Below are 23,293 nucleotides of genomic sequence, written 5' to 3'. Positions count from 1 at the left end.
CTTGGCTCACCAGGGACCCGGAGAGGGGGGAGCGACCCCCTCCCTCTCCCCCCCCCCCCCCCCCCCCCCCCCCCCCCCCCCCCCAGGACGTGCGCCTGACACGCGCCTGGCTCGCGTCCGGCTCGCGTCCGGCTCGCGTCCGGCTCGACCGAGCGGCACGACCGAGCGGCACCGCGCTCACCTGCGGAAACAGTCCGCCGACCCGTCCGAAAACGCGGCACCGGGTGCCTGTTCGAACGGCACCCGGTGCCTACTTTCTCGCCATCAAGAGATTTTGCCCGTCACCCTTTGATCGATCATCGATCAGGGGGATACAGTCGCGGTCGGGCCCGAACCCGAGCCCCGCGCCCTGTCCTGCCAAAGACCAAGGGCACCCCCGAACCCTTACCGATGAGGGCACCCCCTTCGACTGAGGAAGGCGGCGACATGACCGACCCCAACGCCATCCAGCCGAGCGAGCTCGACCAGCTCCCGGACCGCGACCCCGAGGAGACCGCCGAATGGCAGGCCTCGCTGGACGCGGTCGCCAAGGCGGCCGGCCCGCACCGTGCCGCGTACCTGATGCGCCGCACGCTGGAGCGCGCGGAGGGCGCCGGCATCGCACTGCCCAAGCTCCTCGAGACCGACTACGTCAACACCATCCCCACCGCCGCCGAGCCCGCCGTGCCCGGTGACGAGGCGATGGAGGCCCGGATCACCGCGTGGAACCGCTGGAACGCGGCGGCCATGGTCACCCGGGGCGCGAAGCACGGCGTCGGCGGCCACATCGCCACCTTCGCCTCCGCGGCCTGGCTGTACGAGACCGGCTTCAACCACTTCTTCCGCGGGAAGGAGGGCGACGGCTCGGGCGACCAGCTCTACATCCAGGGCCACGCCTCCCCCGGCATCTACGCCCGCGCCTTCCTCGACGGCCGCCTGGACGAGACGCACCTGGACAACTTCCGCCAGGAGGCCGGCGGCAACGGCCTGCCGTCCTACCCGCACCCGCGCCGGCTGCCGTGGCTGTGGGAGTTCCCGACGGTGTCCATGGGCCTCGGCCCGCTGTCGGCGATCTACCAGGCCCGCTTCAACCGCTACCTCACCGCTCGCGGCGTCAAGGACGTCTCCGCCTCCCACGTGTGGGCCTTCCTCGGCGACGGCGAGATGGACGAGCCCGAGTCGACGGCGGCCCTCGCGCTGGCCGCGCGCGAGCAGCTGGACAACCTGACCTTCGTCATCAACTGCAACCTGCAGCGCCTCGACGGCCCGGTCCGCGCCAACTTCAAGATCGTGCAGGAGCTGGAGGCCCAGTTCCGCGGCGCCGGCTGGAACGTGATCAAGACGCTGTGGGGCTCGGCCTGGGACGAGCTGTTCGCCCTGGACACCACCGGCGCGCTGGTCCGGCGGCTGCGTGAGGTGCCGGACGCGCAGGTGCAGACGTACCAGACCCGCGACGCCGCCTACATCCGCCAGGACTTCTTCGGCGCCGACCCGGCGCTCGCCGAGATGGCGAAGCTGCTGAGCGACGACAAGATCCTGGAGTGCTTCCACCTCTCCCGCGGCGGCCACGAGTCCCGCAAGGTGTACGCGGCGTACAAGGCGGCCGTCGAGCACAAGGGCGCCCCGACGGTCATCCTGGCCCAGACGGTCAAGGGCTTCACCCTCGGCGAGGGCTTCGCGTCGAAGAACGCCAACCACCAGATGAAGAAGCTGACGGTGGACGAGTTCAAGGCGATGCGCGACCTGCTCGAACTGCCCATCAAGGACAGCGACTTCACCGACGGCGTGGTCCCCTACGGCCACCCGGGCGCCGACTCCCCCGAGGTGCGCTACCTCCAGGAGCGCCGCGCGGCCCTCGGCGGCCCGGCCCCGGCCCGCCGGGTGCACCCGGTGGCGCCGCTGCCCGCCCCCGCCGAGAAGGCGTTCGCCGCCTTCGACAAGGGCTCCGGCTCCCAGAACGTGGCCACCACCATGGCGTTCGTCCGCCTGGTCAAGGACCTGGTCCGCGACAAGGAGACCGGCCGGCGCTGGGTGCCGATCGTCCCCGACGAGGCCCGCACCTTCGGCATGGAGAGCCTCTTCCCGTCCCTCGGGATCTACTCCCCCAAGGGCCAGACGTACGAGCCGGTCGACCGCGACCAGCTGATGTACTACAAGGAGGCCAAGAACGGCCAGATCCTCAACGAGGGGATCACCGAGGCCGGTTCGATGGCCGACTTCATCGCCGCCTCGACGTCGTACGCGACGCACGGCGAGGCGATGATCCCGTTCTACATCTTCTACTCGATGTTCGGCTGGCAGCGCACGGCCGACCAGATGTGGCAGCTCGGCGACCAGCTCGGCCGCGGCTTCCTGGTCGGCGCGACGGCGGGCCGCACCACGCTCACCGGCGAGGGCCTGCAGCACGCCGACGGCCACTCCCCCGTCATCGCCGCCACGAACCCGGCCGCGCTCAGCTACGACCCGGCGTTCGCCTACGAGATCGCGGTGATCGTCCGCGAGGGTCTGCGCCGGATGTACGGCGAGGCGAAGCCGGGCGAGGACCAGAACGTCTTCTACTACCTGACCGTCTACAACGAGCCGCTGCCGCAGCCGGCGAAGCCGTCCGACCCGAGCGTCGACGAGGGCATCGTCAAGGGCCTGTACCGCTTCAGCACGGCCGAGTCGGCCGGGTTCGTCCCGGCGGCCGACGCCCCGCGCATCCAGCTGCTGGGCTCCGGCACGGCGATCCACTGGGTGCTCCGGGCGCAGCGGATGCTGGCCGAGGAGTGGGGCGTGGCCGCCGACGTGTGGTCCGCGACCTCCTGGACGGAGCTGCGCCGCGACGCCCTGGACGCCGACGCGGCCCTGCTGCGCGGCGAGGAGCGGGTGCCGTACGTCCGCCGGGCGCTGCACGGCGCCGAGGGCCCGGTCCTCGCGGTGTCCGACTACATGCGCCAGGTACCGGACCAGATTGCGCAGTGGGTCGAGCAGGACTGGTCCTCGCTCGGCGCCGACGGCTTCGGCCTCTCCGACACCCGTGAGGCCGCCCGCCGCCACTTCGGCGTGGACGCCGAGTCGGTCGTCGTCGCGGCCCTGGCCCAGCTGGCCCGGCGCGGCGAGGTGAAGGCGACGGCGGTGAAGGAAGCGCGCGAGAAGTACGGCCTCTAGCCACCCCCCGGCTCCTGCCGTGCGGCCGGGTCCCCGCCAAGGCGGGGGCCCGGCCTTGGGCATGATGGCCGTATGCGTGCTGCCCGGCTGATCAGAATGGTGCTGCTGCTGCAGTCCCGGCCCTCGATGACCGCCGCCGAACTGGCGCGGGAGCTGGAGGTGTCCGAGCGGACCGTCACCCGGGACGCGCAGGCGCTGTCGGAGGCGGGCGTGCCGGTGTACGCCGACCGGGGGCGGGCCGGCGGCTACCGGCTGATCGGCGGCTACCGCACCCGGCTGACCGGACTGGCCCGCGACGAGGCGGAGGCGCTGTTCCTGAGCGGCGTGCCCGGCGCGCTGCGCGAGATGGGGCTGCAGGACGCGGCCTCGGCGGCCCGGCTGAAGGTGTCCGCGGCCCTCGGCCCGTCCCTGCGGGACGCTCCGCGGACGGCCGCCCAGCGGTTCCACCTGGACGCGCCGAACTGGTTCACCGAGCCGGCCACGCCCGAATTGCTGCCCGCCGTGGCGCGGGCGGTGTGGGAGGACCGGCGGATCACCGCGCGCTACCGCGGCCGGGAGGCGGAGACCGAGCGGGAGCTGGAGCCGTACGGCCTCGTGCTGAAGGCGGGGGTCTGGTACCTGTGCGCGCGGGTGGCGGCCGGCGGGTCCCACCGGGTGTACCGCCTCGACCGGTTCACGGCGGTCGAGCCGGACGGGGAGCGTTTCGAGCGGGACGAGGACTTCGACCTGCCCGCCTTCTGGGAGGAGCGGGCCGAGCAGTTCGCCCGGTCGATCCTGCGGGCCGAGGTGGTGGTGCGGCTGTCCGGCGAGGGGGTGCGCAGGCTGCCGTACGCCGTCGATCCGCAGGGCGCCCGGGAGGCGCTGGCGGCGGTGGGCGCGCCGGACGACGACGGCTGGGTGACGGTGACCCTGCCGGTGGAGTCCGAGGAGGTCGCGCACGCCCAGCTCACGGCGCTGGGGCCGGAGGCGGAGGTGCTGGCGCCGGCGGGTCTGCGGGCGCGGCTCGCCGACGACGCGGCCCGGCTCGCCCTGCTGTACGGGGCGCGGCGGTCCGCCGCACTCCGCGTGCGGCCCGACCGCCCAGGGCCGATGCTGGACCCGTGATGGACGAGACGGAGTTCTGGGAGCTGGTGGACGCCACCCGGGAGGCCGCCGAGGGCGACCCCGAGGAGCAGGCCGAGCTGCTCGTGGAGCGTCTGCTGGGGCTCGACCCGGAGCTGGTGCTGGACTTCGCCCGTCACTTCGAGGCCCGCTACAACCGCGCCTACACCTGGGACCTGTGGGGCGCCGCCTGGGTCCTGCTCGACGGCGCGAGCGACGACGCCTTCGACTTCTTCCGCTGCTGGCTGATCGGTCAGGGCCGCGAGGTGTACGAGGGCGCGGTGCACGACCCGGACGCGCTGGCGGACCTGCTGGAGGACTTCGACGAGGAGGTCGACGGCGACGGCGAGGAGCTCGGCTACGCCGCGGACGAGGCGTACGAGCAGCTCACCGGCACCGTCGCGCCCGACCTGGGCATTCCTCCGGCGCCGCTCGAACCGGTGGGCGCCCCGGTCGACTTCGAGAACGAGCGGGCGCTGGCGGAGCGGTATCCCAGGCTGTGGGAACGCTTCCGGGACTGACCGCACGGCCCTCCACGGACGGCGCCGGCCGCAACGACCCGCACGGCCCCGCACGGCCCCGCACGGACCCCGCTGTCCGCGCTCGGCCCCACCGGGCCCAACGCCCACCGGCCGCAACGGCCCCACGGGCCCCACCGGCCGCGCCGGCCGCTCAGGCGGCGGTGCGCCGGCGGCCCGTCGGGTCCGAGGGGAGGTACGCCTGCGTCCGGTCGGCCGTCACCGCGTGGTGCAGCGGCGCCTTGTTGGCCTGGTCGAGCGCGGACGCCGTGGCGGCTGCCGGGCCGACGACGACGGCCGCGACCGCGCAGACCACCGTCCAGAAACGTCCCCTGCTGATGGTGTCGCTCATGTTCCCCACCTCCGGTCGGTTCGTGGTCACGACCGTAGGCCGGGGGGATCTGCGTGCCCTGCGCGTCGGCTGTGGCGTCGCTGTGAGTGTCACCGCCGGCCCTGCAGCCGTGCCGCCCGCTCCCTGATCTCCGGCAGGCGGGCGGACAGCGCGGCCCCGGGGCAAGTGGTCCGGTAGCCGTCGTCGTGGCCGGCGATCGCGGGGAACCCGGCGGCGGCGCCGGCCGGGTAGCGGCTGAGGCCGCTGCTGGAGACCAGGTGGACGACGGTGCGCGGGTCGACGCCGGCCAGGCCCAGCTTCCAGGCGGCGACGGCGGCGATCGCGTCGGTCATGGCCTTGGGTACGGTCATGCCGGCCGTGAAGGTGCCGATGGCGGCGACGCCGGCCGTGCGGTGGTTGAAGCCCTGGGTGTGGGCGCCGGTGACGGGGCGGGCGACGCCTCCGGCGCGGCCCTCGTAGATGGTGCCGCAGCGGTCGACGAGGAAGTTGTAGCCGATGTCGTTCCACCCCCGGATGCCGGTCTGCTCCTCGTAGATGCGGCGGATGATGCGGGGCGCGTCGACGCAGGCGTACCCGTTGGGCGAGTCGGTGTGGTGGACGAAGACGGCGACGACCTCGTCGTCGTAGCGCGGGGGCTGCTGGGGGTGCAGCCGCGCGGGGCCGAGCCAGGCCGAGCGGGGCACTATGGGGGGCCGGGCGGCCGAGAGGTGAGGGGGGCGGGTCGCGGGGGACGGCCGGGAGCGGTGGACGGGGGCCGGCCGGTCGGCGTCGCTCACCAGCACCGCGAGCACGAGGACGGCGGCCAGCGCGGGCAGGCAGACGAGCGTGACCCGCGCGGCGTGGGGCAGCCGGCGTATGCGCGCCGCGGTCAGCCCGCGCGCCCTGCGCGCTCTTCGGAGGGCCGGTCGGAGGACACGCATGGTCCCACTGTCGGGCCGATCCCCTCGGCCCGCGATGTGTGGTGTGCCACCCGGTGGAACCATCGTCCCGGTCCGCGACGTTTTTCGGGATACACGCACGCGTGGCCCGGTTCGGGGTGCCGCACGCGCGGGTGACTGATCACCGGGCCCGTCCCGTCCGTACTGAGGGGTCCGAGAGAAAGGCGGCCTGGTGGACCTGCTCGACATCCTCCTGTTGCTGGTGGTCGCGGCCTACGCGGTGTCCGGTTACCGGCGCGGGCTGGTGGCCGGGTGCGTCTCGCTCGCCGGGTTCGTCGGCGGCGCGGTCGTCGGTGTGTGGGTGCTGCCGTCGGTGATGGGCCTGGTGACGCCGGGGACCACCCGCGCGACCGTGACCGCGGTGCTGACCGTGCTGGTGCCGGCCGTGCTGGGGCACGAGCTGGCGGGCCGGCTGGCACTGCTGTTGCGCCGCGAGCTGGACCGGGGGCCGCTGCGGGTGGCGGACGGGATCGGCGGAGCCGCGGCCAACACGGTGGCCGTGCTGATCGTGGCGTGGGTGGCGGCGAGCGTGCTGGGCGTGTCCTCGTCGCCGGTGGTCACGACGGCGATCCGGGACTCGGCGCTGCTCGGCACGGTGCAGGAGGCGATGCCGCAGACCACTCCGGCGTGGTTCTCGCGGGCGACGTCGGCGCTGGACCGGGCGGGCTTCCCACAGGTCTTCAACCCCTTCGAGAACGAGTCGACGGCACGGGTGGCCGAGCCCTCCGGCGACAGCGTCACGGCGAGCGCGACGAACGCGGCCAAGCTGAGCACCGTGAAGATCGAGGGCGTCTCCGGCGACCAGGGCCGGGAGGGCAGCGGGTTCGTGTACGCCCGGGAGCACGTGATGACCAACGCCCATGTGGTGGCCGGCATCGACGCCCCGAGCGTGCGGGTGGGCGGGGTCGGGCCGTCGTACCGGGCGCGCGTGGTGCTGTTCGACCCCGAGCGGGACGTGGCCGTGCTGTACGTGCCGGGGCTGAGCGCCCCGGTGCTCCGCTTCGACGACGGGGCGGTGCGCGGGGACTCGGCGGTGGTGGCCGGCTATCCGCAGGACGGCGACCTGAACCTGCAGGCCGCGACGGTGGCGAACCGGGTGCGGGCGACCGGCCGGGACATCTACAACGAGTCCACGGTGACGCGGGAGATCTACGCGATCCGCTCCACCGTCCGCCCCGGCAACTCCGGCGGCCCCCTGCTGACCACCGACGGCCGGGTCTACGGCGTCGTCTTCGCCCGGTCCGTCTCCGACGACGCGACGGGCTACGCGCTGACGGCCGCCGAGGTGGCCGCCGACGCCGGGCGCGCGGCCACCGCGACGGCGCCGGTGGACACCGGCGGCCTGGTCAGTTCCTGAGCCGGCCGCGCCCCCCGGGAACCCGCGGGCGGGAAGCGGCGGATCACAGGAAGCGGCCCATGAGGACGTCGTCGACGTAGGCGCCGTCCAGGAAGAACTCCTCCGGCTGCACGCCCTCGACGACGAAGCCCTCGGACTCGTACAGCTTGCGGGCGGCGGTGTTGTGGCCCAGTACCCGCAGGGTGATGCGGCGGGCGCCGCGGTCGCGGGCCTCCTCGACGGCGGCGCGCAGCAACGCCCGGCCGACGCCCTTGCCGCGGGCCTCGTCGGCCACCGCGAGGCCGCGGATCTGCCGGACGTGCGCGTTGGACGCCAGCTCGGTGGGGAAGCCGAGGCGGAGGTAGCCCACGACGCGGCCGTCGGTCTCGGCGACCAGGTGGTCGCCGGGGCCGGCGGTCTCCCGGAAGAAGGGCTCGTACGGCTCCCGCGGGGGCGGGCTGACGGCGTGCAGGGGGGACCAGGCCGCCCGGTCGAGCCGGGACAGGGCGTCTTCGTCGGCGTACGTGGCGTGGCGTATGTGCGTGGCGGACATGACGGTCACTCTATGAGGAGGGGCCCGGAACCGGACCGGGACTTCACACACGCCCGCACAGGATGGGGATCATGGACAGTTCACGAATCGCGGTGGCCGGCGCCTCCGGTCTGATCGGCTCGGCGCTGGTGCGGTCGCTGCGGGCCGACGGGCACGAGGTGGTGCGGCTGGTCCGCCGGGCGGCGCGGGAGCGGGACGAGGTGCGCTGGAACCCCGAGGAGGGGTACGTGGACGCGGCCGGGCTCGCCGGGTGCGACGCGGTGGTCAACCTCGCGGGCGCCGGGGTGGGCGACCGGCGCTGGACGGAGGAGTACAAGCGGACGGTCCGCGACAGCCGGGTGCGCGGCACCACGGTGCTGGCCGAGGCGGTCGCCGCGCTGGAGCCCGGGCCGCGGGTGTTCGTGAACGGCAGCGCGATCGGCTTCTACGGCGACACCGGCGACCGCGCGGTGGACGAGAGCGCGCCGCCCGGGGAGGGCTTCCTGCCCGCGCTGTGCGTGGAGTGGGAGGCCGCTGCGGCGCCCGCCCGGGAGGCGGGCGTGCGCACGGTGTTCGCGCGGACGGGACTGGTGGTGGCCCGTTCGGGCGGGGCCTGGGCGCGGCTCTTCCCGCTGTTCAAGGCGGGGCTCGGCGGGCGGATCGGCGACGGGCGGCAGTACTGGTCGTACATCTCGCTGCACGACGAGGTGGCCGCCCTGCGGCATCTCATCGACACCGACGGCCTGTCCGGGCCGGTCAACCTGACCGCCCCGCATCCGCGGACCAACCGGGAGATCACCGCGGCGATGGGGCGCGTGCTGCACCGGCCGACGCTGCTGCCGGTGCCGGCGCCGGTGCTGCGGACGGTGCTCGGCGAGATGGCCGGGGACGTGCTGGGCAGCGCGCGGGTGCTGCCGGCCCGGCTGCTGGAGTCGGGGTTCGCGTTCGCGTTCCCGGACATCGAGGAGTCGATCAGGGCGGCGGAAGCGCGGTCGTAGCGTCCGCCGGGCGCGGCGACGACCGGGGGGCACGACCGCATGCGACCGGTGTGCGACCGTGCCCTGTCCGTGCGCGACTGCCGACGACCGGTCACGGCCCTAACCTCGACCCGAACTCGGGCATTCCCGGAGCCTGTCGGGGGCATCACGTCTCCACCGGCCGCGCAACCTCGAGGAGGGGCACGTGCTTGAGCCCATGTACCGGGCGGACGTCGTCATCGTGGGAGCCGGGATCGCCGGGCTCTCCGCGGCGCACCGGCTGACCAGCGCAGGAGTGACGACCGCGGTCCTGGAGGCCGGCCCGTGCGCCGGCGGCCGCATGGCCACGGAGAAGGTCGACGGGTTCCGGCTCGACCGCGTCGGACAACTGCTGTCCACGGCGTATCCCGAACTACGTCTGACACCCGGTCTCGACGGGCTGGCCCTGCGGCCCTTCGCCCCGGGTGTCCTGCTGCACAGCGACGGGCGCAGGCACCGTGCCGGACTTCCGGCGGCCACGGGGGGCGCACGGGGCGCACTCCACGCGGTGCGCGCGCTGGCGAGCACCCCCGCCAGGAGCGCCCCCCGGTCGGGCGCCCCGCTGGGCACCGCCGTCGACCAGGCCCGGCTGGGCGCCGCCCTGGCACGGCTGGCGGCCACCCGCGCCGAACGGCTGCTGGCCCGGCCCGAGCTGCCCGCCGGGCAGGCCCTGGCGGCCCGCGGCATCCCCGCCCGCACGGTCGAGGGGTTCCTGCGCCCGCTGCTCGCCGCGCTGCTGTGCGACCCGGACCTGACCACCTCCAGCAGGGTCGCCGACCTGGCGCTGCGCGCGTACGCGAGCGGGCGGCTGTGCCTGCCGGAGGGCGGCGCCGAGGCACTGCCGGAGCTGCTCGCCCGGGGGCTGCCGCCGGGCACCGTGCACACCGGCGTCCGGGTCACCTCCGTCTCCACGAACGGGGTGACCACCGCCGAGCACGGTGAGATCCGCTGCCGGGCCGTACTGCTGGCGACCGACGCGCGGGCCGCCGCGGAGCTGCTGCCCGGTCTGCGCGTGCCGGACTTCCACCCGGTGACGGTGGTGCACCACGCGACCGACGAGCCGCCCGGCACGGGCGCCTTCCTGCTGCTCGACGCGGACCGCGGCGGCCCGGTCGCGCACACCGCGGTGGTCAGCCGGGTCGACCCCGCCCGCGCGCCCGCGGGCCGCACCCTGGTCTCCTCGACGGTCCTCGGCCCGCCCCCGCCGGAGCTCGACACCGCCGTGCGCATGCACCTGGCCCGGCTGTACGGCACCTCGACCGCGCGCTGGGAGACCCTCGCCGTGCACCACACCGCCGACGCCGTGCCGGCCATGCGGCCACCGCACGACCTGCGGCGGCCGGTGCGGCTGCTGGCGGGCCTGTACGTGTGCGGCGACCACCGCGACACCAGCACGGTCCAGGGCGCCCTGCACTCCGGCCACCGGGCCTCCGCGGCGATCCTGGCCGACCTGGGCGCGGGCTCGATGCACCGGGCCGAACCGCCGGGCACCGCGCTGCCGGAGGCGGCCTGAGCCCCGGGCCGCAGGGCCGGTCCAGCCGCGGCGGGGCCGGTCTACTGGAGTGCCGCGATCTTGTCCCGGTAGCCCCGCACCGGTGCCGCGTCCTTGTACGGCTCGAGCCGGCGCTCGAAGTCCTTGACGTACTCGACCGCGCGGACCGACCGCATCTCCGCGGACTGCGCGGCGGCCTCCACGCCGAGCCGGCAGGCCTCGTCGAGTTCGCCGAGGCCGAGGCGGGCGGAGGCGAGGACCACCCGGCTGAACAGGCGGCTGCGCGCGTAGGAGGGCGCGCGCAGTTGCAGGGACCGCTCGGCGTGCTGGGCGGCCGCGCGGAACTGCTGCAGGTCCCGGTGGCAGTGCCCGAACTCGTCGGCGAGCTGCGCCTCGTCGAAGGACCGCGCCCAGAAGGGGACCTCGTCGCCGGGGCGGGCCGTCTCCAGGGCCCGTTCGGCGCGCACCAGCGAGGCGGTGCAGTTGCGCACCTCGCCGAGCACGCCGTGCCCGCGCGCCTCGGCCGCGTGCAGCAGCGCCTGCACGAGCGGCGGGGCGCCGCTGCCGACGCCCTGCTGGGCGACGCGCGCGAGCTGCACGGCCTCGCGGCCGTGGCCCAGGTAGACGGCCTGCCGGCTCATGGTGACCAGGACGTAGCTGCCGTAGGCCCGGTCCCCGGCGGCCTGGGCGAGCCGCAGCGCCTGCACGAAGTAGCGCTGGGCGAGCCCGTGCGCGGCGATGTCGTACGACGTCCAGCCGGCCAGCCGGGTCAGGTCGGCGGTGGCGGCGAACAGACGGCGGCCGGTCTGCTCGCCGTAGGTGCCGCGCAGCATCGGCTCGCACTCGTGCTCCAGGTAGCGCACCAGGGCCTGCCGGGCGTGGCCGCCGCCGTACATGTGGTCCAGGGTGCGGAACAGGTCGGCGACCGAGCGCAGCGCGGCGACGTCGCCGCCGGTGACCTTCTGGCCGGGTGAGCGTTCGGCGCCGCGCTGGCGGGGTACCACCGGGCGGCCCTGGGCGGGGACGACGGGGCTCTGGCCCGCCCGCGCGGCCTCGACTGCGGGGGTCCGGCCGGCGCGCGCGGCCTCGACCGCGGGGGTCCGGCCGGCGCGCGCGGCCTCGACCGCGGGGGATGGCTGCTCGCCGCGGGCGACGCGGTCGTCGGCGCGGCCGATCAGCCAGTCCCGGCTGGGCACCACGAGCCCCGCCGGGGTGAACGCGATCCTGCGCAGCTCGGCGTGGCTGCCGGAGTCCTTGCGCCACAGCCCGCTGACGATGTCGACGGCCTCCTCCGGGGTGCCGGCGAACTCCAGCCCCGCGTACACCGGCGCGCAGGCGTCGAGGCCGAGGTCCTGGGCGGTGAGGCGGCGGCCGAGACGGCGGGTGAAGACCTCGGCGATGAGGGCGGGGGTGGTGCCGCGGGGCTGCTGGCCGCGCAGCCACCGGGTGACGGAGGTCTTGTCGTATCTGAGATCCAGGCCGTGTTCCAGGCCGAGCTGGTCCACCCGGCGGGCGAGACCCGCGTTGGAGAATCCCGCTTCTGCGATGAGCGCGGCGAGCTGTCGGTTGGGAGTGCGCTGCGCGGGTCGTTCCGTCATCTGCGGTGCGGTCTCCTGCCTTTCGGACCCCCAGCGGCCCCGAAGAGGTCCGTGGTGCCCGGATTGCCTGTGAGCAGCCCTTATGGCCTGGTGAACGGCGCGAATGTAGCGGAGCGTGAGCACCCGGTCGCACATTTCGACCTTCATTCATCCGATCGTGTGAGGATTGGCCGCGGAGCTGACGCGGTCCGGGCGGACGTACAGTGGCGTGGGCGCATGTCATGCCTTACGGATTCGAGGGAGGCGCTTGCCGTGAGCGAGTTGCGGTTCGTCCAGATGGGGTTCGGCGCACAGGCGGTCGAGTACCGGCAGGCGTGGGACGAACAGCGCCGGGTGCACGCGGCGCGCTTCGCGGACGAGATCCCCGACACCGTGCTGCTCCTGGAGCACCCGCCGGTCTACACCGCCGGCCGGCGCACCGCGGACGACGAGCGCCCGCTGGACGGCACCCCGGTCGTCGACGTCGACCGCGGCGGCAAGATCACCTGGCACGGCCCCGGCCAGTTGGTGGGCTACCCGATCCTGAAGCTGCCGCGCCCGGTGGACGTGGTGGCACACGTACGCCGGCTCGAGGAGGCCCTGATCCGCACCTGCGCGGAGTTCGGCCTGGAGACCACCCGGGTCGAGGGCCGCAGCGGGGTGTGGGTGCTCGGCGACCCGGTGGAGCAGCGGAAGGCGTTCGGCGGGCTGTCGCTGGACTTCGACCCCCGGCTGCACGACGAGGAGTTCGACCCGCGGCTCAACGGCCCCGAGTACGCGCCCTCCAACGCCGGCCAGCGCCGCGAGGACCGCAAGATCGCCGCGATCGGCATCAGGGTCGCCAAGGGCGTCACCATGCACGGCTTCGCCCTGAACGTGAACCCGGACAACCGCTGGTTCGACAAGATCATTCCGTGCGGGATCCGGGACGCCGGGGTCGCCTCCCTGGCCGGCGAGCTCGGGCGGGACGTGACGATCGAGGAGGTGCTGCCGGTCGCCGAGCGGCATCTGAGGGACGTCCTGGAGAACGCGCAGCCGAAGCCGCGGGAGATCGAGCCGGCTTCCGCGTGAGGGGGGAATGCTCCCCCCACTGCACGAGGTCGGCCCGCTCGGAGGGCCGCACACATCACGGGCGTACCCTGGTGTACGCCGAGGAATCGAAAGCTACAGGGAGCCGCTGTGTCCGCAGTCACCCCCGACGGACGCAAGATGCTGCGCCTGGAGGTCCGCAACAGCCAGACCCCCATCGAGCGCAAGCCCGAGTGGATCAAGACCCGGGCGAAAATGGGCCCCGAGTACACCAAGATGCAGAACCTCGTGAAGAGCGAGGGCCTGCACACGGTCTGCCAGGAAGCGGGCTGCCCGAACATCTACGAGTGCTGGGAGGACCGCGAGGCGACCTTCCTCATCGGCGGCGACCAGTGCACCCGGCGCTGCGACTTCTGCCAGATCGACACCGGCAAGCCCGAGGCGCTCGACCGCGACGAGCCGCGCCGCGTCGGCGAGTCCGTGGTCACCATGGACCTGAACTACGCCACCATCACCGGCGTCGCCCGCGACGACCTGGAGGACGGCGGCGCCTGGCTGTACGCCGAGACCGTGCGGCAGATCCACGAGCAGACCGCCGGCCGCGAGGGCGGGCGCACCAAGGTCGAGCTGCTGGCCCCCGACTTCAACGCGGTCCCCGAGCAGCTGGCGGAGGTCTTCTCCTCCCGCCCCGAGGTCTTCGCGCACAACGTCGAGACGGTCCCCCGGATCTTCAAGCGGATCCGCCCCGGCTTCCGCTACGAGCGCTCGCTGAAGGTCATCACGGCCGCCCGCGACTACGGCCTGGTCACCAAGTCCAACCTCATCCTCGGCATGGGCGAGACCCGCGAGGAGGTCAGCGACGCGCTGCGGCAGCTGCACGACGCGGGCTGCGAGCTGGTCACCATCACGCAGTACCTGCGCCCGTCCGTGCGCCACCACCCGGTGGAGCGCTGGGTCAAGCCGCAGGAGTTCGTGGAGCTGAAGGAGGAGGCCGAGGAGATCGGCTTCTCCGGGGTCATGTCCGGCCCGCTGGTGCGCTCCTCCTACCGGGCCGGGCGGCTGTACCAGATGGCCGTCGAGCTGCGCCAGTCGGCTGCTCCGCAGCGGGGTGGGGCTTACATCGCCTCACAGGCCGTGTGACCGCCTGACACCCGGTCAGCCGCCGTGCCCCGTACGGCGGTGCGCCAAGCGTGTGAATTCGCGCACAAGATCCTACCGACCGGTAGCGACCGGTTCGACGCGGTCCCGGCCGTCCTCGCAGATGAGGGCTTCGGCCGGGGCCGCGTCGGCGTTCACCGCCCGCTCATCAGCGCTCATCGGCGCTTCATGGGCGTTTGACCGGTCGGTCACGCCCTGGTAACACCGAACAGTGACCCTGGAATCACGCGACGTACATCCGCATCCGCATCCGTATCCGCATCCGGAGCCGTACCGAGGGGGGACCTCCACCATGCAGGCAGCGCCACCCGTCCGGGCAACCGCCATTCCGTCCATCACCGACGCCCTGCGCGCCGTCGAGTCGCTGCTGATGAGCGGCGGCCAGCGCACCGCCCGCCGCAACGCCTGGACCTCCGTCCTGGAGGACCGCCGCCGGGCCAAGGACCGGGTCGAGGCCCAGCGCGTCCTGGAACAGACCACCGCCGCGATGCGCCTCCGGGCCTCCGCCGCGACCGAGAGCCCGCGTGGCTGAGCGGCCGGAGCATTCGAACGGCCGGAGCGTGTGACCGCCTGAGCGGCCAGAGCGGCTGAGCGCCTGAGGGGCCTCCCCGATCCTCCCGGGTCCCTTCCCCACCGGCACCGCCGTCGTCGACGCTCCCGGGGCCACGTAGACTTCGTGGCATGGCGAGGAAGGAAACCGCAGCGGACGCTGCGAACACCGGGCGACTGAAGCAGATCGCCCTGACCTACAAGATGACCCGCAGGGCCGACAAGAAGATCGGTCTTGTACTCGCGGCTGTCGGCATCAGCACCCTCGGTGTCTTCCTCGCGATCGGTTTCTTGATCGGTCACCCCATCTATCTCGGAATCCTGGGCTTCCTGCTCGCTTTCCTCGCGACGGCGATCGTGTTCGGGCGCCGGGCCGAGCGAGCGGCCTTCGGGCAGATGGAGGGCCAGCCGGGCGCCGCCGCGGCCGTGCTCGACAACATCGGCCGGGGCTGGACGACGACACCCGCGGTGGCGATGAACCGCAGTCAGGACGTGGTGCACCGGGCCGTCGGCAAGGCCGGCATCGTCCTGATCGCCGAGGGCAACCCGAACCGGGTCAAGAGCCTGCTGGCGGCCGAGAAGAAGAAGATGAACCGCATCGTCGCGGACGTGCCGGTGCACGACGTGATCGTCGGCACGGGCGAGGGCCAGGTCGAGCTGAAGAAGCTGCGGACCACGATGCTGAAGTTCCCGCGGGTGCTCACCGGTCCGCAGGTCACCGCGACCAACGACCGGCTGCGCGCGCTCGGCGACCTGATGAGCAACATGCCGCTGCCGAAGGGACCGATGCCGCGGGGCATGAAGCTCCCGAAGGGCGGCCCGAAGGCCCGCTGAGGGCTCCGCCGGTCGCTCCGCCCGTCGCTCCCCGCCGGATGTGCCGCGTCGTGCCGTCGGCCGGCTGCGGCGCCGTCGTGGCCGGTCGCGCGGTTCCCCGCGCCCCTTCGGGGCGCCGCCCAGCCGCAGCATGTACGGCGAGGGGGCCGCCCGGATCGATCCGGGCGGCCCCCTCGTCGTATGCGCCGGGCTCGCCGGCGCGTCAGACGCGGACCTCGACCGTGCGGGCCAGGCGGTCGTGCAGGCCGCGGCCGTCGCGGTCCCAGATCAGGGCGGGGACCGCCAGGCAGAGCAGCGCCGTGCGCAGCAGCGCGCGCAGCGGTTGTACACGGCCGGTGTCCTGGGCGACGACCCGGAGACCGAAGAGGCGCTTTCCAGGAGTGAAGCCCACCGTGCCGACCGTCAGCGCGCCCAGCACGAAGAAGACGAGCAGCGCCCAGTTGCCGGTCGACTGGTCGTAGCCATGGGTGATGAGGCCGTATGCGATCAGGAGGCACAGGCCCCAGTCGACGGCCAGGGCGCCCAGGCGCCGTCCCGGGCGGGCGATCGAGCCCGGCCCCTCCTCCGGCAGGCCGAGTTGCTCGCCGCGGTATCCGAAGTCGACTCCGGCGTCCTCGGCGGCCGCGCGGGGGCCCGAGAGCCAGGATCCGATCGCTTCCCTCTTGTCCACGCGTCCACCGTACTGCCCGCGTTTCGCGATCCGGACAGGCGGGGTCGGAGCAGCCCGCATCCGGTTAACTTGTGCGAAACAAATGGGTCACGCCTGAGAAATCACCCGTATCTAGTGTCGAGGGCACCGTGTGCCACCGCACTGGCCGCACGAAAGAACTACCACCCCGGCAGGACGGTCGGGAGTAGGAGGAGCTGGATGTTCCAGAACGCCGACGAGGCCAAGAAGTTCATCGCGGACGAGGACGTCAAGTTCATCGACGTCCGCTTCTGCGACCTGCCGGGCGTCATGCAGCACTTCTCGCTGCCTGCCGAGGCGTTCGACCCCGACGACGAGCAGGCCTTCGACGGATCGTCGATCCGCGGTTTCCAGGCCATTCACGAGTCGGACATGGCGCTGCGCCCCGACCTGTCGACCGCCCGCATCGACCCGTTCCGCCGGGACAAGACGCTCAACATCAACTTCTTCATCCACGACCCGATCACGGGCGAGCAGTACTCCCGTGACCCGCGCAACGTGGCGAAGAAGGCCGAGGCCTACCTGGCCTCCACCGGTATCGCGGACACCGCGTACTTCGGTCCGGAGGCCGAGTTCTACGTCTTCGACAACGTGCGCTTCAAGACGTCCGAGAACGAGTCCTTCTACCACATCGACTCCGAGGCGGGCGCCTGGAACACCGGCGCCCTCGAGGACAACCGTGGTTACAAGGTCCGTTACAAGGGCGGCTACTTCCCGGTCCCGCCGGTCGACCACTTCGCCGACCTGCGCGCCGAGATCTCCCTGGAGCTGGCCAAGTCCGGCCTTCAGGTCGAGCGCCAGCACCACGAGGTCGGCACCGCCGGCCAGGCCGAGATCAACTACAAGTTCAACACGCTGCTCGCCGCCGCCGACGACCTCCAGCTCTTCAAGTACATCGTGAAGAACGTCGCCTGGCGCAACGGCAAGACCGCGACCTTCATGCCGAAGCCGATCTTCGGTGACAACGGCTCGGGCATGCACGTGCACCAGTCGCTGTGGAGCAACGGCGACCCGCTGTTCTACGACGAGCAGGGCTACGCCGGCCTGTCGGACACCGCCCGCTACTACATCGGCGGCATCCTCAGGCACGCCCCGTCGCTGCTGGCCTTCACCAACCCGACCGTGAACTCGTACCACCGTCTGGTGCCGGGCTTCGAGGCGCCGGTGAACCTGGTGTACTCGCAGCGCAACCGCTCCGCGGCCATGCGTATCCCGATCACCGGCTCGAACCCGAAGGCCAAGCGCGTCGAGTTCCGCGCGCCCGACGCCTCCGGCAACCCGTACCTGGCCTTCGCGGCCCTGCTGCTCGCGGGCCTGGACGGCATCAAGAACAAGATCGAGCCGGCCGAGCCGATCGACAAGGACCTGTACGAGCTGGCTCCCGAGGAGCACGCGAACGTCGCCCAGGTCCCGACCTCGCTCCCGGCCGTCCTCGACTCGCTGGAGCGCGACCACGAGTTCCTGCTCGCCGGTGACGTGTTCACCTCCGACCTGATCGAGACGTGGATCGACTTCAAGCGCGCGAACGAGATCGCCCCGCTGCAGCTGCGTCCGCACCCGCACGAGTTCGAGCTCTACTTCGACGTGTGATATGACCCCAGGTCGGAGCGGGTTTCCGCGCCCCTGGGCCGTCTGTGAGCCGGTGGCCGGCTCTCCCAGCACGGGAGAGCCGGCCACCGGCCTTTCCGGTTCCGGCTTCCGGCTCCGGCTTCCGGCTCCGGCTTCCGGCTCCGGCTTCCGGCTCCGGCTTCCGGGGCGGGCCTCCGGGACGTGCCTCCGGTCGTGGCCGAGGCCCTGGCACTCAGTGCGGTGAGTGCCAGGGCCTTCGTGTTCTTCGTACGTGTCCTTCTTACGTGTCCTTCGTCCTTTCGGCCGCCGGTGAGAATGGGGCGACGGCGAGGTGCGCGGAGCGAACGGCGGTGGCAGGTGTCGGGTGTGGCGGACGACGGGCGTCCGGTGACGTTGCAGGAGATCGCACGGCGGCTGGGGCTGCACGTCTCGACGGTCTCGCGGGTGCTGAACGGCCCGGCTCACGAGCAGGGGCGCGCCGCGTCCGGCGAGACTGCCCGGCGGATCAAGGAGCTCGCCGACGAACTGGGCTACCGGCCCAACCCGCACGCCACCAGCCTGCGCACCCGGCGCGGCAACCTCATCGGCGTGCTGTTCCCGCGGCTGGCGGAGATCGTGGTGGCGACGATCTACGAGGGGGTGGAGGAGGAGGCCACCGAGCACGGGTTCTCCACGTTCGTCACCAACACCCACGACGATCCCGCCGTGCAGCGCGACCGGATCGCGATGATGCTGGGCCGCCGGGTGGACGGGCTGATCATCGGTGACGCGCATCTGGACGGGTCCGCGCTGGCCGGTCCGGCGCTCGATCAGGTCCCCTTCGTCCTCGTCAACCGCCGGACCGGCACCGGCCTCCCCGCCGTGACCTGCGACGACCAGCTGGGCGGGCGGCTGGTGGCCGAGCACTTCCTGGCCCTGGGACACCGGGACGTCGCCGTCATCGCCGGTGAGCCGTTCGCCAGCACCGGAGCCGACCGCACCGCCGGCTTCACCGACCGCTACCGCGAAGCCGGGTTGCCGCTGCCCGCCGACCGGGTCCGCCACTGCCGCTTCGACACCACCGGCGGACACCGCGCCGCCACGGAACTGCTCAGCCGCCCCGACCGGCCGACCGCGGTCTTCGCCGTCAACGACCTCGCCGCGATCGGCGCCATCGGCGCCGCCCGGGACCTCGGCCTGCGCCTGGGACAGGACCTGGCCCTGGCCGGCTTCAACGACACCCCGCTCGCCGCCGAGCTGCCCGTCCCCCTCACCAGCGTCCGCTCGCCCATGGCCGACCTCGGCCGGATCGCCGTACGCCGGCTCCTGGAGCTGATCGCCGGGGACGGTGCCACGTCCGAGCGACTGCGCCCCGAACTGGTGGCCCGCGCCTCCACCGGCTCCCCGGTCGGACCGGCCCTCGACTGACGGACGGTGTGCCGCGGAGTACCGCCTGCCACCGCCCTCCGGGTCACCTCCCGGTCCGGCGCATCCCCCACGCCGCGCCGAGCCCAGCCGCCATCAGGACCGTCGCCGCCTCGACGCCCGTCTCCAGGGCCCGGCTCACCCCGGGGGCGCCGGTGTGACGGCCCAGCGCGGGGCCGACCTCGCCGAGTGGATCGACGGTGACGGTCACCGCCCGGCCCACCGCCAGCCGCCGCGCGCCGGTGTCCAGCCGGCCGCCCGGAGCCCCGCCGGGCAGCTTCAAGTCGTACGAGTAGCCGACACCGTCCAGAGCGCCCCTCTCGTACTCCGCGGTCACCACCGCCCGTTCCACCCGGCCCCGGTCGTGCAGCGCCTCCTGGTGCAGCACGTGCAGGTGCAGCATCGGCAGCAGGCAGACCAGCGTGGCGAACGGCGCAGCCACCCACATCCGCTCCCATGCCTCGAAGACGGCGAAGCCCACCGCGGCGGCCACCAGCAGCCACAGCACCACGAGTTTGTCCTCGCGCCGGTCGTACGCCAGTCCGGCGAGCCCGCGCGCCACACCCCGGAGCGCGATCGCGGCGGCCGCGCCCGCCAGCGCCCCCAGGGCCACCGCCGCCCGTTCGCGGCCCCGCTCGACGAGCTTCACGAGCCGGACCCGGACAGCAGGTACGGCAGTGCACCGAGCACGACGATCGCGGTGATCAGCGCGAGGATCCCGACGGTGAGCAGGAACGTCAGGAGGTGGGGGTGCGCGAGGGAGAACGGCAGCCGCAGGCCCGGATGGGCGGCCCGCAGGTCATCTGCCGTGCTCGGCCGGCCGGAAGACCGGACGTCGATGGCGATTCCCGCGGGCGCCGGCACCTTGTCCTGCAGATACCGCCAGTCCCCGTGCTCCAGACGCAGTTGCACCGGGGCCTCTCCCTCGGACCCGGACACCACGAGCAGCACGCTCTCCCCGACGAACCCGCGCACCCCGTGGGCCACGGCCGCCGCGGGGCGCACCGACGTGGACCGTCCCCGGCGGTCGGTGACGGTGAGTCTGCCGTCCGCGTACGTGATCCGCTGGTTGCGCGATCGCTGCCGGACGTAGCGGGCCGGCCAGACGATCGCCGCCGGCACCAGCAGGACGACGATGAGGACGCCGCCCAGCGCACCGATGCCGTCGCGGTCGGCCCCGAGGACCAGCTTGAGCGCCGCGCCCAGGAGGGCCGCGGCGGCCCCTGGAGCGGCGACGACGAGGCGCTGGTAGCGGGCAGTTCCCGTAGCGGTACGGGACGCAAAACCGTTGTGTGCGTGGCGTGTTCGGCCATCTCTCCCCCCTTCAGGGGGCATCAGGATGCCGAACCCAAACGTTTGGGTCAACGGTCGACCCAAACGTTTGGCTTGTTGTTCGCGCACGGCGACGCGCAAGGTGACGCGCGATGGACGCGCGGCCGTGTCGACGCCGTCATATCCTTTCCGGCACAGCCGTTCGACAGCGCGTGACGGGGAGATACGGGGATGTCGGGACAGGACGACTTCCAGCGGGAGTTCGATCTCCGCTGGGCGGACCGGGCCGAGCACAAGGAGCCGTCGGCGCGGGCCCGGATGCTGGCCGCCCGGTGGAAGCACGACCCGCCCGGACCGCAGCCCTTCCGCGCCGGCCCGGACGCGGCGGGACCGCGCCGGTCGTCGTGGGTGTCGACGACGATCGTGCTGGGCTGCGTCGCCGGGATCGTCCTGCTGCTGGGCTGGGCGCGGTTCCGGGCCCCGTACTGACCGGTTCCGGGCTCCCGTACCGAGCGGTCTCACCGGGGTCTCGCTCAGCCTTCTGACAGGGACCTTTTGCGGCTCCTGGGGCCGATCGGGACCGTTTCATTGCGGCGGCCAGGTGCACACTTGCAGTGGGACGAGTGCCTGACTGCGGGGTGATCAAAAATGCAGAGCCGCTTCCGGAGCGACCGGCGGCTGACCGTGCGGATGACGGTCACGATGTTCCTGCTCGGGCTGCTGTACGTGGCCTTCGTCGCCGCGCTGATCGCGCTGCTGAAGTCCTGGGTGCTGGTCGTCGTGATCGCGGCCGCGCTGCTCGCCGCCCAGTACTGGTTCTCGGACCGGATCGCGCTGTTCGCGATGCACGGGCGGGTCGTGGAGCGGGAGGAGTACCCGGAACTGCACGGCGTGATCGACCGGCTGTGCGCCATGGCGGACATGCCGAAACCGGTGGTCGCCGTCTCCGCCATGGATATGCCGAACGCGTTCGCGACCGGCCGCAACCCCGACAACGCCGTCGTCTGCGTGACGACCGGACTGCTGCGCCGGCTGGAGCCCGCCGAACTGGAGGGCGTGCTCGCGCACGAGCTGTCGCACGTCGCGCACAAGGACGTCGCCGTGATCACGATCGCGTCGTTCCTCGGCGTGATCGCCGGGCTGATGGTCCGGTTCGCCTTCTACTCGTCGATGTTCCGCGGGCGCAAGGACCAGAACACCGTCGTCGTGCTCGCGTCCGTGATGGCCGTGTCCGCGGCCGTGTACGCGATCAGCTTCCTGCTCATACGGGCCCTGTCGCGGTACCGGGAGCTGGCGGCGGACCGGGCGGCGGCCCTGCTGACCGGGCGGCCCTCGGCGCTGGCGTCGGCGCTGACCAAGGTCACCGGGGACATCGCGCGGATCCCGACCAGGGACCTGCGCACCGCCCAGGCCTTCAACGCCTTCTACTTCACCCCGGCCACCGGCCGGGAGCCCGGCATCGAGCGGTACTTCTCCACCCACCCGCCCCTGCAGCAGCGGCTCGACCAGCTCGGGCGGATCTCCGCCGAACTGGGCGAGGCCGCCACCCCCGGAAAGGCGTGAGCATGGGTCTGCTGGACATCATCCTCGGCCGTACGAAACCGGTCCCGCCGGACCTGGACCGGCTGTTCGGTCTGCCGTCGGCGGCCGTGACCCTCGAGGTCGCGGCCGGTTTCACGCCGACCGGCACCGGCGCGGTGTGCTTCGCCACGGTCGAGGGCGCGGCGTTCGAGCAGACGCACCGCGAGGTCGAGGAGCTGCTCGACGCGGACGCCGGCCGCCGGAGCTCCCCCGGCGCGAGCGGGGCCGGCAGCGCGGCAGGCTCCCCGGTGGCGCTGGTGCGCGACGAGTACGGCTACTCGTGGCTGGTCTCCCGCCGCTCCCCCGAGCAGCTGTCGGAGCTGGTCACCGACCTGCACGCGGTGAACACCACGCTGGAGTCCAACGGCTTCGGCCCGCAACTGCTGTGCTCCCTCGTCTCCTTCCGCGCCGACGACGACCGCCGACTGGCCCTGGTCTACCTCTACAAGCGCGGTACGTTCTATCCCTTCGCACCCCTGCCCGGCCCGGGTCAGCGGCGCGACAACGCGCTGGAGCTGCAGATGCGGGCGGCACTCGCCGACGACCTGCGGATGGAGCAGGACCTGGACCGCTGGTTCCCGGTGTGGGGCGCACCCGGACTGTGACGGCGGGCGGTTACCGGGGACGGTGACGGCTCACGGCTCACGGCTCGGGGGACGCTCGTACCACGCCTGCGGCGATCGCGGCGCACAGGGACGCGTGGTCGGCGGCCGTCTGGTCGGCGTAGCTCAGCGCGAAGTCGGCGACGGCCCGGTCGAAGGTGTCGGCGCCGCCGAGGTGGGCGGCGATGGCGGCGCGGTCGCCGGAGCGGGCGTGCGCCCGGGCCGGCACGGCGCCGCACAGCCGGGCGTAGGCCCGCAGGTCGCCCGGCCGCATCCCGGCGACGTCCGGCAGGACCGTCGCGTCGCGCAGTCGCCGCCAGCAGAAGGGGCGGCCCTGCGGTCCGCCGGTCCGGCCGGCCGGGGCGGTCATCGCGGGCACCGGCACGCCCCATGGCTGCCCATCACGCCTCCGGTCGAGTCGCTGTCCGTCGCCTCCTGTCGGCAGTGAGGGCGGGCGGGCGGCCGGACGCATGCCGGGTACGGCGTCCGGGTGACAGCCCGACGTCCCGGGCGGGCCCGGTCGTTGATGCTCCTATTGCTCGTCAAGCGCTCTGAGGCAGGAGGCGCAAGGTACTTTCGTTGCATGTCACTGACTCCCGACGACGAAGTCCGCAGC

Annotated in this window: 22 protein-coding genes and 1 pseudogene; 15 read left to right on the top strand and 8 right to left on the bottom strand. The window is 73.2% G+C overall.

Annotated features, from left to right (window positions below; genetic code table 11):
• The first annotated feature begins 426 nt into the window (after window positions 1–426).
• The 3 genes from aceE to ACZ5GT_RS36005 all read left to right on the top strand — a co-directional run bounded on the left by aceE (window position 427) and on the right by ACZ5GT_RS36005 (window position 4,751).
• Window positions 427–3,129 carry a pyruvate dehydrogenase (acetyl-transferring), homodimeric type gene (gene aceE / locus ACZ5GT_RS36015; RefSeq protein ID WP_469034950.1) on the top strand — a complete coding sequence of 901 codons (2,703 nt, stop codon included), beginning with the start codon at window positions 427–429 and terminating at the stop codon, window positions 3,127–3,129.
• Between the two features lie 72 nt (window positions 3,130–3,201).
• Window positions 3,202–4,233, top strand: a complete 1,032-nt coding sequence (locus ACZ5GT_RS36010) for a helix-turn-helix transcriptional regulator (protein ID WP_469034948.1) — start codon at window positions 3,202–3,204, stop codon at window positions 4,231–4,233.
• Complete coding sequence (locus tag ACZ5GT_RS36005; RefSeq protein ID WP_469034981.1) at window positions 4,233–4,751, top strand: DUF4240 domain-containing protein; 519 nt, start codon at window positions 4,233–4,235, stop codon at window positions 4,749–4,751. Before ACZ5GT_RS36010 ends, ACZ5GT_RS36005 begins: the two co-directional genes overlap by 1 nt.
• A 151-nt stretch (window positions 4,752–4,902) precedes the next feature.
• Here the strand turns inward: ACZ5GT_RS36005 and ACZ5GT_RS36000 are convergent, their stop codons facing one another.
• Both ACZ5GT_RS36000 and ACZ5GT_RS35995 read right to left on the bottom strand, forming a co-directional pair.
• Window positions 4,903–5,100 (bottom strand): hypothetical protein, encoded by a 198-nt coding sequence (locus tag ACZ5GT_RS36000; RefSeq protein WP_469034946.1) that lies wholly within the window; start codon window positions 5,098–5,100, stop codon window positions 4,903–4,905.
• Window positions 5,101–5,189: 89 nt separating this feature from the next.
• Window positions 5,190–6,020: a peptidoglycan recognition protein family protein gene (locus ACZ5GT_RS35995; protein WP_469034944.1), complete on the bottom strand. Its 831-nt coding sequence runs from the start codon at window positions 6,018–6,020 to the stop codon at window positions 5,190–5,192.
• A gap of 190 nt (window positions 6,021–6,210) precedes the next feature.
• Between ACZ5GT_RS35995 and ACZ5GT_RS35990 the strand changes: the two genes are divergently transcribed.
• Window positions 6,211–7,395, top strand: a complete 1,185-nt coding sequence (locus ACZ5GT_RS35990; protein WP_469034941.1) for a MarP family serine protease — start codon at window positions 6,211–6,213, stop codon at window positions 7,393–7,395.
• 43 nt (window positions 7,396–7,438) lie between these two features.
• Here ACZ5GT_RS35990 and ACZ5GT_RS35985 read toward each other — a convergent pair whose 3' ends face one another.
• A complete protein-coding gene (locus tag ACZ5GT_RS35985; RefSeq protein WP_469034939.1) occupies window positions 7,439–7,927 on the bottom strand; it encodes a GNAT family N-acetyltransferase in 489 nt (162 codons plus the stop codon).
• Between the two features lie 71 nt (window positions 7,928–7,998).
• Here ACZ5GT_RS35985 and ACZ5GT_RS35980 point away from each other — a divergent pair, with 71 nt between their 5' ends.
• Together ACZ5GT_RS35980 and ACZ5GT_RS35975 are read left to right on the top strand one after the other, a co-directional pair.
• A complete protein-coding gene (locus ACZ5GT_RS35980; protein WP_469034937.1) occupies window positions 7,999–8,904 on the top strand; it encodes a TIGR01777 family oxidoreductase in 906 nt (301 codons plus the stop codon).
• Window positions 8,905–9,088: 184 nt separating this feature from the next.
• Window positions 9,089–10,435 (top strand): NAD(P)/FAD-dependent oxidoreductase, encoded by a 1,347-nt coding sequence (locus ACZ5GT_RS35975; protein ID WP_469034935.1) that lies wholly within the window; start codon window positions 9,089–9,091, stop codon window positions 10,433–10,435.
• A gap of 41 nt (window positions 10,436–10,476) precedes the next feature.
• Here the strand turns inward: ACZ5GT_RS35975 and ACZ5GT_RS35970 are convergent, their stop codons facing one another.
• The gene (locus ACZ5GT_RS35970; protein ID WP_469034932.1) at window positions 10,477–12,012 is read right to left on the bottom strand and encodes a regulator; all 1,536 of its coding nucleotides are present in this window, start codon (window positions 12,010–12,012) and stop codon (window positions 10,477–10,479) included.
• Between the two features lie 252 nt (window positions 12,013–12,264).
• On the opposite strand from ACZ5GT_RS35970, the gene lipB reads away from it, so the two are divergent.
• From lipB to ACZ5GT_RS35950, 4 genes are all read left to right on the top strand, one after another.
• Window positions 12,265–13,062 (top strand): lipoyl(octanoyl) transferase LipB, encoded by a 798-nt coding sequence (lipB, locus tag ACZ5GT_RS35965; RefSeq protein WP_469034929.1) that lies wholly within the window; start codon window positions 12,265–12,267, stop codon window positions 13,060–13,062.
• A gap of 108 nt (window positions 13,063–13,170) precedes the next feature.
• On the top strand, window positions 13,171–14,160 hold the full coding sequence (gene lipA / locus ACZ5GT_RS35960; protein ID WP_469034926.1) for a lipoyl synthase: 990 nt from the start codon (window positions 13,171–13,173) through the stop codon (window positions 14,158–14,160).
• A 310-nt stretch (window positions 14,161–14,470) separates the two neighbouring features.
• Window positions 14,471–14,710, top strand: coding sequence for an SCO2195 family GlnR-regulated protein (locus ACZ5GT_RS35955; protein WP_469034923.1), 240 nt, complete (start codon window positions 14,471–14,473; stop codon window positions 14,708–14,710).
• Window positions 14,711–14,859: 149 nt separating this feature from the next.
• On the top strand, window positions 14,860–15,561 hold the full coding sequence (locus ACZ5GT_RS35950; RefSeq protein WP_469034921.1) for a DUF4191 domain-containing protein: 702 nt from the start codon (window positions 14,860–14,862) through the stop codon (window positions 15,559–15,561).
• A gap of 202 nt (window positions 15,562–15,763) precedes the next feature.
• On the opposite strand, the gene ACZ5GT_RS35945 is transcribed toward ACZ5GT_RS35950, so the two are convergent.
• Window positions 15,764–16,231, bottom strand: coding sequence for an RDD family protein (locus ACZ5GT_RS35945; RefSeq protein ID WP_469034917.1), 468 nt, complete (start codon window positions 16,229–16,231; stop codon window positions 15,764–15,766).
• A 198-nt stretch (window positions 16,232–16,429) separates the two neighbouring features.
• On the opposite strand from ACZ5GT_RS35945, the gene glnA reads away from it, so the two are divergent.
• Window positions 16,430–17,839, top strand: a complete 1,410-nt coding sequence (gene glnA, locus ACZ5GT_RS35940) for a type I glutamate--ammonia ligase (protein ID WP_469034914.1) — start codon at window positions 16,430–16,432, stop codon at window positions 17,837–17,839.
• Between the two features lie 345 nt (window positions 17,840–18,184).
• Window positions 18,185–19,225, top strand: coding sequence for a LacI family DNA-binding transcriptional regulator (locus tag ACZ5GT_RS35935; protein WP_469034910.1), 1,041 nt, complete (start codon window positions 18,185–18,187; stop codon window positions 19,223–19,225).
• 43 nt (window positions 19,226–19,268) lie between these two features.
• Here the strand turns inward: ACZ5GT_RS35935 and ACZ5GT_RS35930 are convergent, their stop codons facing one another.
• On the bottom strand, window positions 19,269–19,871 hold the full coding sequence (locus ACZ5GT_RS35930; protein ID WP_469034907.1) for a hypothetical protein: 603 nt from the start codon (window positions 19,869–19,871) through the stop codon (window positions 19,269–19,271).
• Window positions 19,868–20,557, bottom strand: a complete 690-nt coding sequence (locus ACZ5GT_RS35925) for a hypothetical protein (RefSeq protein WP_469034905.1) — start codon at window positions 20,555–20,557, stop codon at window positions 19,868–19,870. The genes ACZ5GT_RS35930 and ACZ5GT_RS35925 overlap by 4 nt, the downstream gene beginning before the upstream one ends.
• Before the next feature lie 168 nt (window positions 20,558–20,725).
• Between ACZ5GT_RS35925 and ACZ5GT_RS35920 the strand changes: the two genes are divergently transcribed.
• The 3 genes from ACZ5GT_RS35920 to pspAB all read left to right on the top strand — a co-directional run bounded on the left by ACZ5GT_RS35920 (window position 20,726) and on the right by pspAB (window position 22,680).
• Window positions 20,726–20,983 (top strand): SCO2583/SCO2584 N-terminal domain-containing protein, encoded by a 258-nt coding sequence (locus ACZ5GT_RS35920; protein ID WP_469034903.1) that lies wholly within the window; start codon window positions 20,726–20,728, stop codon window positions 20,981–20,983.
• Between the two features lie 159 nt (window positions 20,984–21,142).
• Window positions 21,143–22,057: a zinc metalloprotease HtpX gene (gene htpX / locus ACZ5GT_RS35915; protein ID WP_469034901.1), complete on the top strand. Its 915-nt coding sequence runs from the start codon at window positions 21,143–21,145 to the stop codon at window positions 22,055–22,057.
• Window positions 22,058–22,059: 2 nt separating this feature from the next.
• Window positions 22,060–22,680 (top strand): PspA-associated protein PspAB, encoded by a 621-nt coding sequence (gene pspAB, locus ACZ5GT_RS35910; protein ID WP_469034899.1) that lies wholly within the window; start codon window positions 22,060–22,062, stop codon window positions 22,678–22,680.
• A 37-nt stretch (window positions 22,681–22,717) separates the two neighbouring features.
• Here pspAB and ACZ5GT_RS35905 read toward each other — a convergent pair.
• Window positions 22,718–23,020: pseudogene (locus ACZ5GT_RS35905) on the bottom strand (DUF2252 family protein); the annotation flags it as partial.
• Window positions 23,021–23,293 lie beyond the last annotated feature (273 nt).

This window comes from Streptomyces sp. NPDC031340, assembly GCF_055569945.1.
The sequence above is the reverse complement of the archived record's forward strand: the minus strand, read 5'-3'. Positions and strand labels throughout refer to the sequence as shown.

Bases quoted from the DNA above. Each gene is read 5' to 3' on its own strand.
- aceE (WP_469034950.1), top strand. From the start codon at position 427: ATGACCGACCCCAACGCCATCCAGCCGAGCGAGCTCGACCAGCTCCCG.
- ACZ5GT_RS36010 (WP_469034948.1), top strand. From the start codon at position 3,202: ATGCGTGCTGCCCGGCTGATCAGAATGGTGCTGCTGCTGCAGTCCCGG.
- ACZ5GT_RS36005 (WP_469034981.1), top strand. From the start codon at position 4,233: ATGGACGAGACGGAGTTCTGGGAGCTGGTGGACGCCACCCGGGAGGCC.
- ACZ5GT_RS36000 (WP_469034946.1), bottom strand. From the start codon at position 5,100: ATGAGCGACACCATCAGCAGGGGACGTTTCTGGACGGTGGTCTGCGCG.
- ACZ5GT_RS35995 (WP_469034944.1), bottom strand. From the start codon at position 6,020: ATGCGTGTCCTCCGACCGGCCCTCCGAAGAGCGCGCAGGGCGCGCGGG.
- ACZ5GT_RS35985 (WP_469034939.1), bottom strand. From the start codon at position 7,927: ATGTCCGCCACGCACATACGCCACGCCACGTACGCCGACGAAGACGCC.
- ACZ5GT_RS35980 (WP_469034937.1), top strand. From the start codon at position 7,999: ATGGACAGTTCACGAATCGCGGTGGCCGGCGCCTCCGGTCTGATCGGC.
- ACZ5GT_RS35970 (WP_469034932.1), bottom strand. From the start codon at position 12,012: ATGACGGAACGACCCGCGCAGCGCACTCCCAACCGACAGCTCGCCGCG.
- ACZ5GT_RS35955 (WP_469034923.1), top strand. From the start codon at position 14,471: ATGCAGGCAGCGCCACCCGTCCGGGCAACCGCCATTCCGTCCATCACC.
- ACZ5GT_RS35950 (WP_469034921.1), top strand. From the start codon at position 14,860: ATGGCGAGGAAGGAAACCGCAGCGGACGCTGCGAACACCGGGCGACTG.
- glnA (WP_469034914.1), top strand. From the start codon at position 16,430: ATGTTCCAGAACGCCGACGAGGCCAAGAAGTTCATCGCGGACGAGGAC.
- ACZ5GT_RS35925 (WP_469034905.1), bottom strand. From the start codon at position 20,557: ATGCCCCCTGAAGGGGGGAGAGATGGCCGAACACGCCACGCACACAAC.
- ACZ5GT_RS35920 (WP_469034903.1), top strand. From the start codon at position 20,726: ATGTCGGGACAGGACGACTTCCAGCGGGAGTTCGATCTCCGCTGGGCG.
- htpX (WP_469034901.1), top strand. From the start codon at position 21,143: ATGCAGAGCCGCTTCCGGAGCGACCGGCGGCTGACCGTGCGGATGACG.
- pspAB (WP_469034899.1), top strand. From the start codon at position 22,060: ATGGGTCTGCTGGACATCATCCTCGGCCGTACGAAACCGGTCCCGCCG.